The 14,589-nt window shown below is 72.1% G+C and carries 12 protein-coding genes; 1 reads left to right on the top strand and 11 read right to left on the bottom strand.

Annotated features, from left to right (window positions below; translation table 11 throughout):
- Positions 1-24: 24 nt before the first annotated feature.
- The 6 genes from ACFYST_RS29260 to ACFYST_RS29235 all read right to left on the bottom strand — a co-directional run bounded on the left by ACFYST_RS29260 (position 25) and on the right by ACFYST_RS29235 (position 6,915).
- Positions 25-1,632 (bottom strand): cation acetate symporter, encoded by a 1,608-nt coding sequence (locus tag ACFYST_RS29260; RefSeq protein WP_387648864.1) that lies wholly within the window; start codon positions 1,630-1,632, stop codon positions 25-27.
- Entirely contained in the window at positions 1,629-2,054 is a 426-nt protein-coding gene (locus ACFYST_RS29255) for a DUF485 domain-containing protein (RefSeq protein WP_387648861.1), read from the bottom strand. The genes ACFYST_RS29260 and ACFYST_RS29255 overlap by 4 nt, the downstream gene beginning before the upstream one ends.
- Positions 2,055-2,168: 114 nt before the next feature.
- Positions 2,169-2,891 (bottom strand): response regulator, encoded by a 723-nt coding sequence (locus ACFYST_RS29250; RefSeq protein WP_387866724.1) that lies wholly within the window; start codon positions 2,889-2,891, stop codon positions 2,169-2,171.
- An 11-nt stretch (positions 2,892-2,902) separates the two neighbouring features.
- Positions 2,903-4,063 (bottom strand): sensor histidine kinase, encoded by a 1,161-nt coding sequence (locus ACFYST_RS29245; RefSeq protein ID WP_387866682.1) that lies wholly within the window; start codon positions 4,061-4,063, stop codon positions 2,903-2,905.
- Positions 4,064-4,138: 75 nt separating this feature from the next.
- Positions 4,139-4,624 carry a DUF1453 domain-containing protein gene (locus tag ACFYST_RS29240; protein ID WP_387648854.1) on the bottom strand — a complete coding sequence of 162 codons (486 nt, stop codon included), beginning with the start codon at positions 4,622-4,624 and terminating at the stop codon, positions 4,139-4,141.
- 140 nt (positions 4,625-4,764) lie between these two features.
- A complete protein-coding gene (locus ACFYST_RS29235; protein WP_387866681.1) occupies positions 4,765-6,915 on the bottom strand; it encodes a type IIA DNA topoisomerase subunit B in 2,151 nt (716 codons plus the stop codon).
- A 429-nt stretch (positions 6,916-7,344) separates the two neighbouring features.
- Here ACFYST_RS29235 and ACFYST_RS29230 point away from each other — a divergent pair, with 429 nt between their 5' ends.
- Positions 7,345-7,575 (top strand): hypothetical protein, encoded by a 231-nt coding sequence (locus ACFYST_RS29230; protein WP_387648848.1) that lies wholly within the window; start codon positions 7,345-7,347, stop codon positions 7,573-7,575.
- A 112-nt stretch (positions 7,576-7,687) separates the two neighbouring features.
- Here ACFYST_RS29230 and ACFYST_RS29225 read toward each other — a convergent pair whose 3' ends face one another.
- The 5 genes from ACFYST_RS29225 to ACFYST_RS29205 all read right to left on the bottom strand — a co-directional run bounded on the left by ACFYST_RS29225 (position 7,688) and on the right by ACFYST_RS29205 (position 14,480).
- Positions 7,688-8,539: a S1 family peptidase gene (locus tag ACFYST_RS29225; RefSeq protein WP_387866678.1), complete on the bottom strand. Its 852-nt coding sequence runs from the start codon at positions 8,537-8,539 to the stop codon at positions 7,688-7,690.
- A gap of 191 nt (positions 8,540-8,730) precedes the next feature.
- Positions 8,731-10,353: an RNA polymerase sigma factor gene (locus ACFYST_RS29220; RefSeq protein WP_387866677.1), complete on the bottom strand. Its 1,623-nt coding sequence runs from the start codon at positions 10,351-10,353 to the stop codon at positions 8,731-8,733.
- A gap of 487 nt (positions 10,354-10,840) precedes the next feature.
- Complete coding sequence (locus ACFYST_RS29215) at positions 10,841-11,713, bottom strand: FadR/GntR family transcriptional regulator (RefSeq protein ID WP_387866675.1); 873 nt, start codon at positions 11,711-11,713, stop codon at positions 10,841-10,843.
- Positions 11,714-12,030: 317 nt separating this feature from the next.
- On the bottom strand, positions 12,031-12,840 hold the full coding sequence (locus ACFYST_RS29210) for a hypothetical protein (protein ID WP_387648837.1): 810 nt from the start codon (positions 12,838-12,840) through the stop codon (positions 12,031-12,033).
- Positions 12,841-12,881: 41 nt separating this feature from the next.
- Positions 12,882-14,480 (bottom strand): ATP-binding cassette domain-containing protein, encoded by a 1,599-nt coding sequence (locus tag ACFYST_RS29205; protein ID WP_387866673.1) that lies wholly within the window; start codon positions 14,478-14,480, stop codon positions 12,882-12,884.
- Positions 14,481-14,589 lie beyond the last annotated feature (109 nt).

Here is a 14,589-nt window from a genome sequence, read left to right as displayed (position 1 = left end):
GCGGGGCCCGTCGTCGACGCTCCGTCAGGCGGCTCCGGCGCCGGTCAGGGCGCGGACCTCCAGCTCGGCGTAACCGTCCTCGTCGGCGGGCTCCCGGTCCAGCAGGGTGCCCAGCCAGCCGGCCAGGAAGCCGAGCGGGATGGAGACCAGTCCGGGGTTCTCCAGCGGGAACCAGTGGAAGTCCATGCCGGGCAGCACCGAGGTCTTCGCCCCGGAGACGACCGGCGAGAACAGCACCAGCACCACCGCCGGGACCAGGCCGCCGTATACCGACCAGACCGCACCCCGGGTGGAGAAGCGCTTCCAGAACAGCGAGTACAGCAGCGTCGGCAGGTTCGCCGAGGCGGCCACCGCGAACGCCAGGCCGACCAGGAAGGCGACGTTCAGGCGCTGCGCGTACAGGCTGAGCACGATCGCGAGCCCGCCGATCACCACGGCGGAGACCCGGGCCGCGATCACCTCCTCGCGCTCGGACACCTGCCGGCTGCCCTCCCGCCGCCAGGCCCGGGCGTACAGGTCGTGGGCGAAGGCCGCGGAGGACGCCAGGGTGAGTCCCGCGACCACCGCCAGGATGGTGGCGAACGCGATCGCCGAGATCACCGCGAACAGCAGCAGGCCCCAGGTCGAGCCGTCGCCGCCGCCGAGGTCCAGGGCGAGCAGCGGAACGGCCGTGTTGCCCGCCGCGTTGGACACCCGGAGGTCGTGTCCGCCGACCACCGCGCCCGCCCCGAGCCCGAGCACGATCGCCATCAGGTAGAACGAGCCGATCAGGCCGATCGCCCACATCGTGGAGCGCCGGGCGGCCCGCGCGGTCGGCACCGTGTAGAACCGGCTGAGGATGTGCGGCAGTCCGCCGGTGCCGAGCACCAGCGCCAGGCCGAGGCTGACGAAGTCCAGCCGGTCGAGCGCGCTGGAGCCGTAGTTGAGGCCCGGCCGCAGGTACTTCTCGCCCTCGCCGCTGCGCCGCGCGGCGGTCTCCATCAGCGCGCCCAGGTCGCCGTGGAAGCGGGCCACCACCAGCACCGTGAGCAGCACCGAACCGCCCACCAGCAGGAAGGCCTTGACGATCTGGATCCAGGTGGTGGCGCGCATTCCGCCGACCGTCACGTAGACGATCATCAGGGCGCCGACCCCGATGATGGTCCACGCCTTGGCGGCCCCGCTGTTGGTGCCCAGCAGCAGCGCGACCAGGCTGCCCGCGCCGACCATCTGCGCGATCAGGTACATCAGCGTGACGACCATGGACGACAGGCCGGCCGCGGCCCGCACCGGCCGCTGGCGCATCCGCAGCGCCAGCACGTCGGCCAGCGTGTACCGGCCCGCGTTGCGGACCAGTTCGGACACCAGCATCAGCACGACCAGCCAGGCGACCAGGAAGCCGATGCTGTAGAGCACGCCGTCGTAGCCGTACAGCGCGATCAGTCCGGTCACGCCCAGGAAGGAGGCGGCGGACAGGTAGTCACCGGACAGCGCGAAGCCGTTCTGCAGCGGGGAGAAGTCCCGGCCGCCGGCGAAGAAGTCCTCGGCGGCGTGGCCGCGGCGGCCGACCCAGACGGTGATGGTCAGCGTCACCGCGACGACGACGGCGAACAGGGCGACGGCGAGGCCGTGGTTCGGGTGGTGAGCGGTCATCGCAGCTGGTCCTGGGTGTCCCAGCGCAGCTCGAGGGCGGCTCGATCGCGCTTGGTGCGGGCATTACGGGCATAGAGCCAGGTGAGCAGGAACGTCGAGGCGAACTGGCCGAGGCCGAGCGTCCAGGCCACGTTCAGCGGCCCGGCGATCCGGCGGCCCAGCAGGTCCGGCATGAAGGCCTCGGCCGTCACGAACAGCAGGTACCAGGCCAGGAACCCGGCGCTGGCCGGGAACACGAACGAGCGGTAGCCCCGCCGGATCTCCTGGAAGGCCTCACTGTCCTGGACGCTCCGGTACACCGCGCCCCCGACCCGGTCCTCCGGCGGCACCGCGTCCACTTCCGCACTGCGCCGCGGCGCCACCACCCGCGGTTGGGGGGCGGCGGTCCCGGCCCACCAGTCGACTCTCTCCTGCTGCGCCACTTGCCGACACCTCATCATTTCGGTCGTTACGACCGAACCATGATGGAGTGTCACAAACCACACAACGAAACCCGTGAAGAAACCTTCAACCGAAGCAGCGAAAGGTCGGTACGTTCACCAACCTTCGGAAATTCCATGCTTGAAGGCGTACGCGACGGCCTGCGCCCGGTCCCGGACCGCCGTCTTCGCGAAAAGGTTGTTGATATGGGTTTTCACCGTTGCGGGGCTGACGAACAACCTCTCGGCGATCTCCGCGTTGGACAGTCCGGACGCGATCAGCGCCAGCACCTCGGCCTCCCGCTGGGTCAGCCCGTCCGGCAGCACCGCCCGGGCGGTCTTCCCGGCCTCGGGCTTCGACGGCCGCACCGGCTCCGGGGCCCCGCTCGGCGGCGGACTGGTGCTCGGCGCGCCCGAAAGCCGCTCCAGCAGCCGCAGTTGGACCTGTGGGGAGAGCCCGGCCGCGCCCGAACGGACGTCCGCGACCGCGCGGGCGATCTCCTCCGCGCCGGCGTCCTTGGTCAGGAAGCCGCGCGCCCCGGCCTGCAGCGCGGAGAACAGCGAATCGTCGTCGGCGTACGTGGTGAGCACCACCACCTCGGTGCCCGGGTGCTCGGCGCGGATCCGCCGGGTGGCCTCCACACCGTCGCAGCGCGGCATCCGCAGGTCCATCAGCACCACGTCGGGGGCGTGTTCGGCGACCAGCCGCACCGCCTCCTCGCCGTCCGCCGCCGAGCCGACCACCGTGATGCCCGGCAGCAGGCCGAGCAGCATCACGATGCCCTCGCGGACCACGGTCTGGTCGTCGGCGACCACCACCCGGATCGGTCCGCCCGTCATCTCCGCACCCGTCACGTCGGCACCCGCAGCAGCACGCGCCACCCTCCCTCCTCGGGGCCCGCCAGCAGTTCGCCGCCGAGCAGTTCCGCGCGTTCGCGCATCCCGAGCAGACCGTACCCGCTCCCGCTGTCCCCCAGCACCGGGTGTCCGCCGCGGGGCGCCCGGGAGTTGTGCACCCGCAGCTCCACCGCGCCGTCCAGGTAGCCGAGCCGGACGTCCACCCGGCCGCCGGGCGCGTGCTTGCGGGCGTTGGTCAGCGCCTCCTGGGCGACCCGGCGGACGGCCAGTCCGGCCTCGGCGGGCAGCGGACGGGGCACCCCGTCGACGGCCAGTTCGGCCCCGGACTGCGCGGCCAGCCCGGCCACGAACTCGGTGACGGGGGCGAAGTCGCCGCGCAGCGCGGACAGCGCCTGCCGGGTCTCGGCCAGCCCGTCCTGCGCCATCCGCCGGGCGGCGACCACCCGTTCGCGGATCTCCGCCCGTTCGGCGCCGGCGTCCAGCATCAGCCGGGCCGCCTCCAGGTGCACCAGCTGCGCGGACAGGCTGTGCGCGAGCACGTCGTGGATCTCCCGGGCGATCCTGGTCCGTTCGGCGAGCGCCGCGGACTCCGCCTGCGCGACCTGCGCGGCCCGCTCCTGGGCGAGCAGGGCGCGCTGCGCGGCGCGGGCCTGGCTGTCCAGGCGCAGCAGGTAGCCGAGCAGTCCGAGGCCGCCCGCGACGGCCAGCATCATCAGCATCGAGTCGCCCGAGCTGAGACCGTAACTGCCCAGCGCGGCACCGGCGGTGAGCAGCCCGGCGCCCAGCGGCAGCCGGATCACGGCGAGCACCGCGAGCCCGCACCAGATCACCGAGGCCAGGGTGTCGGCGCCGCCTTCGTGGGCCAGCGCGGAGAACACCAGCAGCCCGGCGGCGCAGCCCAGCGCGGGCCACAGCCGCTGGGCCCGGCAGTTGAAGAACCAGCCGGTGAACAGGGCGGCCGATCCCGCGATCCAGAAGATCGGGGGCAGCAACCGCCAGCCGGAGTACCGCTGTTCGGCGAAGGTCCCGAACAGCACGGCGGCCAGCATCGTGCCCCGGCCGAAGAACGACAGCACGAGCCGGGCCCGGGAGCTGCGTTCCCTGATCGGGACGTCCCCGGCCGGCCACCGGGTCCAGCGTTCCAGCGTGCTCACCGGCTGTTCCTCTCTCAACGGCGGTGCCGCCGACCCCCGTTGCGGGGCCGGCGGCTCTGGTGGTCCGACGGGCCGTCAGGCGGCCAGCGTGTGCTGCTTGCCGCCGTCCAGGTGCTTGGCCCGCCACTGGATGGCCACCGAGCGGGTCAGCAGCAGCAGGCCGAGCGACAGCAGCAGCACGCTGTTGGACTGGTGGATGTGCAGCGCGACGGCCACCCCGTACCAGCCGGCGCGGATCAGGATCGCGCCGACCCAGGCGAACGCGGTGGAGGCGGTGCCCTTGGTCCACAGCGCACCGTCCGACTCGCGCCAGATCCGCACCGTCCAGCCCCAGGCGCAGCCCATGCCGACGGTGGTGATCAGCGAGCAGCCCACGATGACGGCGGCGGCGGTCTTGTGCTGCGGGTCGATCAGCACCGGGTCGCGCAGCGCGACGGCGGCCAGCACCAGCGGCAGCAGCCAGAAGCGGCGTTCGGTGTCCAGCCGGCGGGCCCGCAGCTGCCGGCCGACCACGAGGGCGATCACGGCGACGGCGATCAGGACATCGGACAGGGCGGTCATTTCGGTTGCCTCCTGGGCGGGGTGTTCTCGACACCACGAACGCTACGGAGCACGGGCCGCGGAATCCTCGGAGCGCGGGTTGATCCCGCAGCTGAAAGGGCTCTCCACCCGTGGGTGGAGAGCCCTTCCGAGCGGCTTGCTCAGGCGTCGATCCGGGAGCGGTCCAGGGTGGCCGCCGAATCCACGATGAACTCCCGCCGCGGCGCGACGTCGTTGCCCATCAGCAGGTCGAAGGTCTTCTCCGCGGACTCCAGGTCGCCCAGATTGATCCGGCGCAGGATCCGGTGCCGCGGGTCCACGGTGGTCTCCGCCAGCTGGTCGGCGTCCATCTCGCCGAGGCCCTTGTAGCGCTGGATCGGGTCCTTCCAGCGCAGCCCCTTGCCCTGGAACTCCAGCAGGGTGCGGCGCAGTTCGGCGTCCGAGTAGGTGTAGTGGTACTTCTCCTGGCCGCGCTTGGGGTTGGTCAGTTCGATCCGGTGCAGCGGCGGCACCGCGGCGAACACCCGGCCCTGCTCGACCATCGGCCGCATGTAGCGGTGGAACAGCGTCAGCAGGAGGGTGCGGATGTGGGAGCCGTCGACGTCGGCGTCGGCCATGAAGATGACCTTGCCGTACCGGGCCTGGTCGATGTCGAAGGTGCGGCCGGAGCCTGCTCCTATGACCTGGATGATCGACGCGCACTCGGCGTTCTTGAGCATGTCGCTCACCGAGGCCTTCTGGACGTTCAGGATCTTGCCGCGGATCGGCAGCAGCGCCTGGAACTCGGAGTTGCGGGCCAGCTTGGCGGTGCCCAGCGCCGAGTCGCCCTCGACGATGAACAGTTCGCTGCGGTCCACGTCGTCGCTGCGGCAGTCGGCCAGCTTGGCGGGCAGCGAGGAGGTCTCCAGCGCGGTCTTCCGGCGCTGGGCCTCCTTGTGCTGCCGGGCGGCGACCCGGGTGCGGGCAGCGGCGACGACCTTCTCCAGCACGGCCCTGGCCTGGAGCTTCTCGTCCTTCTTGGCGGAGGTGAGGAAGCTCTTCAGCTCCTTGGCCACCACCGCGGCCACGATCCGGTTGGCCGCCGAGGTGCCCAGCACCTCCTTGGTCTGCCCCTCGAACTGCGGCTCGGCCAGCCGGACGGTGACCACCGCGGTCAGGCCCTCCAGCGCGTCGTCCTTGCTGATGTCGTCCTCGGCGACCCGCAGCAGTTTGCTGGCGCGCAGCACCTCGTTGACGGTCTTGGCGAGCTGCCGCTCGAAGCCGTTGACGTGGGTGCCGCCCTTGGGGGTGGAGATGATGTTGACGAAGGAGCGCACCGTGCTGTCGTAACCGGCGCCCCAGCGCAGCGCGATGTCCACCCCGAGCTCGCGGGTGACCTCGGTGGGGGTCATGTGCCCGAGCTCGTCGAGCACCGGGACGGTCTCCTTGAAGGTGCCCTCGCCGCGCAGCCGCAGCACGTCGGAGACCGGGCGGTCGGGCGCGAGGAACTCGCAGAACTCGCTGATGCCGCCGTCGAAGCGGAAGGTGTCCTCCTGGACCTGCTCGCTCTCCGTCAGCCGCTCGTCACGGACCACGATGGTCAGGCCGGGCACCAGGAACGCGGTCTGCCGGGCGCGGGCGTGCAGCGACTCCAGCGAGAGCTTGGCGTCCTTGAGGAAGATCTGCCGGTCCGCCCAGTACCGGATCCGGGTGCCGGTCCGGGTCTTGGCGAACTTGCCCTTCTTGGTCATTCCGCTGCCGGCCGTGAACTTCGCGTCCGGGCCGTCCTCGCCGAACGTGCCGGGGGTACCGCGCCGGAAGCTGATCGAGTGGGTGGTGCCGGAGCGGTCGACCTCCACGTCCAGCCGGGCGGACAGCGCGTTCACCACCGAGGCGCCGACGCCGTGCAGACCGCCGGAGGCCGCGTACGAGCCGCCGCCGAACTTGCCGCCCGCGTGCAGCTTGGTCATCACCACCTCGACGCCGGACAGCCCGGTCTTGGGCTCCACGTCCACCGGGATGCCGCGGCCGTTGTCCCGCACCTCGACCGAGCCGTCCTGGTGCAGCAGCACGTCGATCCGGTCGCAGAACCCGCCGAGGGCCTCGTCCACCGAGTTGTCGATGATCTCCCACAGGCAGTGCATCAGACCGCGACTGTCGGTCGACCCGATGTACATGCCCGGCCGCTTGCGGACCGCCTCCAGCCCTTCGAGGACGAGCAGATGCCGCGCGGTGTAGTCGGACCCGCCCTCGCCGGTCACCAGTGAGGACGGGACGGTCTTTTCTCCACTCACGCTCTGCACTCCTCCACGATGTTGACGGACACCCCGCATGCTCTCAGCAACTGAGACTTCGGCCGCCGAGGCCCGCGCGCCTTGTACGCGCTGCGCGAACACGACTCCCACCACGAACGCGGCCCCCACCCTGCCATGTCCTGCCGACACCACGGGTCCTGGCGGACCGGGGCGGCCGGGCAGGGCGGCGGAGCTGCTGCGATGCGGTCAAACGGGGTCCGGGACGGGGCTTATGCTCCAACCCAGCGGAGGATTATGCTACGCGGACCTCGCTCCCCGGCCCGATCGGGTGTTCGAGGTGATTGGCAGACCATCGGAATCGGTACGCATGAACCACCGGTGCCCGGGGCACGCCCTCATCAACGAGACAGCAGAATCCTCAAAGAGAAAAGCCACGAGCGGGAACGAATTCGACCTGGTTGGATGTTGATCCTGGTACACAGCTCGTCGAGCTAGAGAAGAGGCGACGTGACTACTGTTCTGACCCCTGCGAGCCCGCTCACCGCGGCAGACCGCTGCGACCGTTGCGGCGCTCAGGCCTACCTGCGCGTCGTCCTTTCCAGCGGTGGAGAGCTGCTGTTCTGCGCCCACCACGGGCGTAAGTTCGAGCCCGAGCTCAAGAAGATCGCCGTGGAGATACACGACGAGAGCGAGCGCCTCTCCGGCACCTCGGCAACGGCCGGCGAGGGCGAGCGCTGACGCTCCCGCTCGTCTCCTGAGCTGCCTGAACGGCCGGGCGGCCCACCCTTCGGGGCGGGCCGCCCGGCCGTGGCGTTCTGCCCGGCCGTCGCGGCAGCTCGCGTCGGGCACGTCACAGCACGTTCTGCACGGACTCCGCGACCGCCGAGATCCTGGTGTACACCCCCGGGCGCCCGGCCTGCGCGCAGCCGGCCCCCCAGGACACCAGGCCGGCCAGCCGCCCGCCCACCAGCAGCGGGCCGCCGCTGTCGCCCTGGCAGGCGTCCTTGCCGCCCCGGTCCTCCCCCGCGCACACCATGCTGCTCGCGTCGTACGCGCTGTCCGGTCCGCCCGGGTAGGCGCGCCCGCAGGCGGCGTCCGAGAGCACCGGCACCGTCACCTGCCGCAGCGTGTTCGAGTAGCTGCCGTTGCCCCGGGTGTCGCCCCAGCCGAACACCGTCGCCGGGGTGCCCACCGCGTACGGCCGGCTCTCGCCCGCGCCCACCATCTCCAGCACCTGCCGGTCCTCCTGCGGCTCGGCCAGGGTGACCACCGCCACGTCCCGCGAATTCGCGGCGAAGCTGTAGTTCGGCTCGATCCACACCCCGCTGACCGCCACCTCCCGCCCCGCGCTGCCCCGCAGGTCGTCCCGCCCGACGATCGCCCGCAGCCCCGGCCGCTGGACCGGCCGGCCGGTGGTCTCGTCGTAGAAGCAGTGCGCGGCCGTCACCACTTTGGTCGGGGTGACCAGCGCCCCGCCGCAGAACTGCCCGGAGCGGGACGAGCCGAACTGCGCACGGCTGGACAGCGCCACCATCCACGGATGATCGCCGGTGCTGGCACTCGTCCCCCCGACGATCCGCCGCTGCGCGGCGGCCGGGGCGGCCGCACCCAGCGCGATCAGCGGGGCAGGCAGGGCCGCCAGGGCGACGAGCGCGACCGCCCGGCGGCGGAGCCGAGGCGCGGACGGGTCCAGGATGGGCACCGGTTCTCCAGGGGGTTCGGCGTGCAGACGTGGGAAGTGCACTGGTCGGAGTGCGACAACCTGCCCAGCGTAGTCACCCCGTCACCCACCGTGCCCAATCTGAACGCACCGGCCACCCCATCGGGCGACCCCCGGACATACGAACGGGCCCCTCCGCCGGCGGCGAAGGGGCCCGTCCAGATGACGAACTGTCAGTCCAGGTAGTCGCGCAGCACCTGCGAACGCGACGGGTGGCGCAGCTTCGACATGGTCTTCGACTCGATCTGACGGATGCGCTCACGCGTCACGCCGTAGACCTTGCCGATCTCGTCCAGCGTCTTCGGCTGACCGTCGGTCAGGCCGAAGCGCATCGAGACCACGCCCGCCTCGCGCTCGGACAGGGTGTCCAGCACCGAGTGCAACTGCTCCTGGAGCAGGGTGAAGGAGACCGCGTCGGCCGGGACGACCGCCTCGGAGTCCTCGATCAGGTCACCGAACTCGCTGTCGCCATCCTCGCCGAGCGGGGTGTGCAGCGAGATCGGCTCGCGGCCGTACTTCTGAACCTCGATGACCTTCTCGGGGGTCATGTCGAGTTCCTTGGCCAGCTCCTCCGGGGTGGGCTCGCGGCCCAGGTCCTGGAGCATCTGGCGCTGCACGCGGGCGAGCTTGTTGATGACCTCGACCATGTGCACCGGGATACGGATGGTGCGGGCCTGGTCGGCCATGGCGCGGGTGATCGCCTGCCGGATCCACCAGGTCGCGTAGGTGGAGAACTTGTAGCCCTTGGTGTAGTCGAACTTCTCGACCGCACGGATCAGACCGAGGTTGCCCTCCTGGATCAGGTCCAGGAACAGCATGCCGCGGCCGGTGTAGCGCTTGGCCAGCGAGACCACCAGGCGGAGGTTGGCCTCCAGCAGGTGGTTCTTGGCGCGGCGGCCGTCCTCGGCGATGATCTCCAGCTCGCGCTTGAGCTTCGGGGCGAGCTTGTCGGCCTGGCTCAGCTTGTCCTCGGCGAACAGGCCGGCCTCGATCCGCTTGGCGAGCTCGACCTCCTGCTCGGCGTTGAGCAGCGGGACCTTGCCGATCTGCTTCAGGTAGTCCTTGACCGGGTCGGCGGTGGCACCGGCCACCGCGACCTGCTGCGCCGGGGCGTCGTCCTCGTCGTCGTCGGAGAGCACGAAGCCCTGGTCCGACTCCTCCTCGGGGCCGCTCTCTTCCTTGCTGTCGCCGGGCAGGGCCACGTCTTCGAGGAGCTCTTCCTCGCCGATCATGTCCTCGTCGCCCTTGGCGCCGGCCTTGCCGGCCGCGGTCTTCTTGGCGGCGGTCTTCTTCGCGGGAGCGGCGGTCTTCTTGGCCGCCGCCTTCTTCGCCGGCGCGGCCTTCTTGGCGACCGGGCGGGCCTCGGCGAGACCGATGGTCTCGACGACGGTGACCTCACCGGTCGTCACTGCGGCGGCCACGGCCACCGACGGGGCCGAGACGGGCGCGCCGGGGGCGATCCGGACCGGGGGCTTGGTCTGGGCGACCGGCGTGCGGGTGGTGACCGCCTTGGTCGCGGTGCGCTTGGTGGTGCTCTTGGCCGCAACGCTCTTGCGCTTGGCGCCGGCCGGCTCGGCCGCGCTGACCATGAGCTCCACCCCCTCCTCAATCAGCACCTGATTGAGGCTGCGCATGACGTTCTTCCACTTGGTGACCGGGATCTGGTCCGCCTCGAACGCGTGGCGCACGTCGTCACCGGCGATCTGCCCCTGGGCCTTGCCCCGCTCGATGAGCGCCAGCAGTGCCGCGGACTCGGCGATCTCGGGGGGAAGCGAACGGGATGTGCTGGCCGACACGAACAACCTCTCGGACGATGAGTGGACGATCCCGCACCGACCGCCCGAGCAGCTCGGGTGGGTGGACGGTGATCGGGGTCTGCAGGACGGCAGCAGCGCCGCGCACCAACACAGCCATCTGGTCTGTGGTGGTATTCCGGAGCTGCTTCCGCTCCGTACACATCGCTGCCGCCACTCAAGTGTTACGCATGCCCGTCGTGGCGCCCGTCACACCACCCGGCGGCCGGTACGGGCTGCCCCGGGCGGCCTATCGGCGAGCGGGGCGCCGGGGCCCTCGCGGCCGGCGGCCGAGGGCCCGGTGGCCCCCTCCCGGACGGACCGCGGGCCTTTGCGGACAAGGTGCCGGGGCCCTCGTGGGCGATGTCTTCGCGGGCCGCCTCGCGGTGTGGCCCGCGCAACTGTGTGGCACGCGACACGCCGATGGCCCCCCGGCTGCGGGTGGAGCAGCAGAAGGGCCATCCGTTCGGAACGGGCGGGGCTGGACCGCTCAGTGCTCCCGCGGGGCCGGGACGGCGTGCTCGACGTCCGGGTGGACGGTGAGCAGCGCGCGGACGGCGGCCTCGGCGGCGGTGCCGTCCCCGGCGCCGAGCGCGTCGACCAGGCGGGTGTGCAGGCCGACCGCCGACTCGGACGTGCGCTCGCAGGTGCTGCCGGAACCGCCGGACACCTGGAGCGCGCCGGCCACGATCCCGGACAGGTGCTCCAGCATCCGGTTCCCGGCCATCTGCAGCACCAGACCGTGCAGCTCGGCGTCGGCGCGGGAGTAGCTGACCAGATCGCCCTGGCTGCCCGCCTGGCTCATGATCTCGGTCAGCTCGGCCAGCCGCTGCTGAACGTCCTCCCGGCCGTGGCCGGCGGCGAGACGGGCGGCCAGCGGCTCGATCGCCCAGCGCAGCTCGAACAGCTCACGGCGCTGCTCGTCGCGCTGCGGCCCGAAGGCGCGCCATTCGATGATGTCCGGGTCCAGCAGGTTCCAGTCGCTGACCGGGCGGACCCGGGTCCCGACGTTCGGCCGGGCCGAGACCAGGCCCTTGGCCTCCAGCACCCGGAGCGACTCGCGCACCACGGTGCGGGAGACCTCGAAGCGCTGGCCGATCTCCTCCGGCACCAGCGGGCGGTCGGCGCCCAGGTCTCCGGAGACGATCATCTGGCCGAGCTGCTGAACCAGCTGGCCGTGCAGGCCGCGGCCGCGGCTGCTGGTGGTCTTCCGACCGGCCCGGGCGAGTTCGTTCTCCGCCCCCTCCCAGCGGGGAGCGGGTGGCATCGGGCGGTCGGCGTACGGAAAACGGTCCAGCTCGGAGGCGGAGATCGACTCGGCCTGGCGAGCGGCGGTCACGGTGGGGTGCGCAAGGGTACTCACGCCATCCTTTGTCGGCGATCGGCGGGGCCGTCTTGAGCATTCTCCTGAAAAGCACACGAAAGGGTGATCGGCCGTGTCTGGATAATTGACTTCTTATCAGCCAGAAATGCGCATATCGGTCATCCTGGCTCGAATTCAGCTGCCGTTCCGAACAGTGCTTCACCCCGCCGCCACCGGCTCCGCCACACCTGCCGAACCGTCAGCACCGGCTGCCCGATGCACCGCCACCGACAGTTCCGGGGCGGGGTTTCCGTGCGGATTCCCGCGGTGCGCGGGGCATCCGAAAGCGGGCGGGGCCTTCACGGCAGGCCGGGTCGCTACAATGCGCGGCGGCGGAACTGGGCCACCAGCACCGCCAGCACCAGCAGCCCGGCCGGCGCCAGCAGGGCGGCGATCACCACGACGTCCAGCGCCGCCGCCGTCCGGTCGGCCGCCTCGCGCACCAGGTTGAAGCCGTACTGGAAGGGCAGCAACTCCCATACCCACAGCGGCCAATTCCGGCCGGAGCGGTGCAGCAGCAGACCGGCGGTGGGCTCCAGCAGGGCAGGCGTCGCGCAGGTGAGCAGAACTCCCAGGACGGCACTGCGCACCAACGTCGCCAGCAACAGGCCGGCCCAGCCACCGGCCACCGCCAGCGCCAGGAACACCGGGAGCGGACGGCCGATCCCGCCCACCGCGAACGGGCCCGCCGCCGGGGCCGGCGCCAGGCCCGGGAAGGCCGTCAGTTCGGCGGGGTGCGGCAGGGCGAACACCGCCGAGGCATCCACCGCGCCGGGCAGCGCGAACCGGACCACCAGGGCGTTCACCACGAGCGTCAGCACCGCCAGCAGGAGCGCCGCCGCCCCGACCACCAGCAGCTTCGCGAGGAGCGCGCCGAGCCGGCGGCCCAGATTCACCCGGGACGCGGCCAGGCCCGGCCAGCGCATCTCGTGGCTGTACGCCAGCGCGCCGAGCACCGCAGCGGCCAGCGCGGTCAGCGGGAGCGGCAGCCACGGGACCACACCGGCCAGCGCCCGCACCGCCCCCGACACCGCCAACTTCCCGGCCGGGAACCGCTGGGCCAACGTCGCCGCCAGCGCCGCGTTCAGCAGCAGTGCCGCCGCGACCACCACCCACGTGGAGCGCACCCCGCGCAGCCGACGCACCTCACAAGCCAGCAACCGCACCGTTACTCACTCCCGTTCTCGTCACCGACGGCACGCCTGCGCACCGCACTTGCCCCGCCCTCGCCCGCCGGCACCTGCGCCCGACCCGCCGCCGCCGACCCGACCGGCCTGGCCGGCCCGGCCGACCGCAACTCGGTGGCGTGGACCGGCCGGAGACGCACCTGCGCCCGGTCCTGCTCCTGCGCGGGCACCGGCCCCTGGGCTTGCGCCGGAGTGGAACCGTGGCCAACTCCCCTGATCCGGGCGGGAGTCAGCAACTCGGCGTCGGTCGGGTTGGCGGCCAACTGGTCGGCCTCGAGCACGATCGGCGTGGACGCTGCGGGCGTCGGGCCGGGCCGGGTCGCTGCGGGCTCGGGAGCGTTTCCGGCGGGCTGCTCCAGGTGTTCGGAGACCGGCTGCTCGGTGCGTACTCGGCGGAGCGCGGAGGCGCCGCGGGGCGTCCGGCGGGTGAGGTCGACAACGGGCGGCTCGGCCGGGGGCGTCGGGGCTGCGGGCGTCGTCTCGGGGGCGGTCGGGGCTGCCGGGGCGGTCGGGGCCGCCGGGTCGGGCGCGAGGGCGGCGGCGGCCCAACGGCCGGCCTGGAGGCCGCGATGGCCGAGGGCGCGGTGCTCGATGGTTCGCTCGGCGTCCGGGCCGGTGGCCGGGCGGCCGACGGTGGCGGGCCTCGGGGCGGCGGGGGCGATCTGGGCCTGCCCGCCGGTACTTTGCCGGACCGGGCTCTGCCAGGCCGGCCGGATCGCGACCTGGCCGGAGTGGCCCGATCCGCTGGGCAGGGCGGCCGGGAAGGAGATCGAACGCTGCACCACCCGGTCGGCCAACTCGTGCAGCAGGACACCGTTGCGGTAGGCGAGTTCGCCGATCTCGGTGCGACCGACCCCGCTCACCGCGAGACCGACACCGCCCTCCCGCCGGACCTGCGCACCTTGGGCGACCAGCAAGTCCGCGAGACGGGCCATCTGCGGGCCCCGGACCAGGACTTCGGGGTGCAGCCGACTGCGGCGGAACTCCACCACGGGCTGGTCGGCGGCCAGCCTGCCAGCGTCCAGGGTGACCACCCGGTCGGCGAGCACGGCGGCCGACTCCGGGCTGCGGGTGGACATCAGCACGGTGCCGCCCGTCAGCGCGAAGGAGCGCAGAAAGCCGTGCAACCACTCCTCGCTGCGCGGAGACAGGCCCTCGGCCGGGGCATCCAGCAGCAGCGTCGCCGGGTCGCCGAGCAGGGCGGCGGCCAGGGCGAGCCGGCGGTGCATTCCGGGCGAGAAGGTGCCGATCCGGTGGTCGGCGACAGGGGCGAGGCGGACCTGCTCCAACAGGTCGTCGGCCCGACGTGCCGAAACCCCGACCGCCCCTGCCAGCATCCGCAGGTGCGCCCGGGCCCGCTGCCCCGGATGTCCGGCCTCCGGCCTGCCGGACGGCAGCAGCGTGCCGATCTCCCGCTCCGGTCGCCGGATCCGCCGATAGGTGCGGCCGTCGAACAGGGTGAGGCCGTGGCCGCGTTCGAGCTCCACCATCAGCCGGAAAGCGGTGGACTTGCCCGCCCCTTCCTCCCCCAGCACCGTGGTGATCATCCCTGGACGGGCGTCGAAGGTCAGGTCCAGCACCGCTGGGGGGTGACCCCTTCGGTATTTCTTGGTCAGTCCGGTGATTTGGATCATCGCCGCCCGCTCCCTCGCCCGCCGACAGACCGGGGTTCGTCCGCCAGGCCTGAGC

The organism is Kitasatospora sp. NPDC004614, from assembly GCF_042873675.1.
In the GTDB taxonomy this organism is placed as follows: domain Bacteria; phylum Actinomycetota; class Actinomycetes; order Streptomycetales; family Streptomycetaceae; genus Kitasatospora.
Note: the sequence above shows the minus strand (reverse complement) of the source record. Positions and strands in the feature narration are given on the sequence as shown.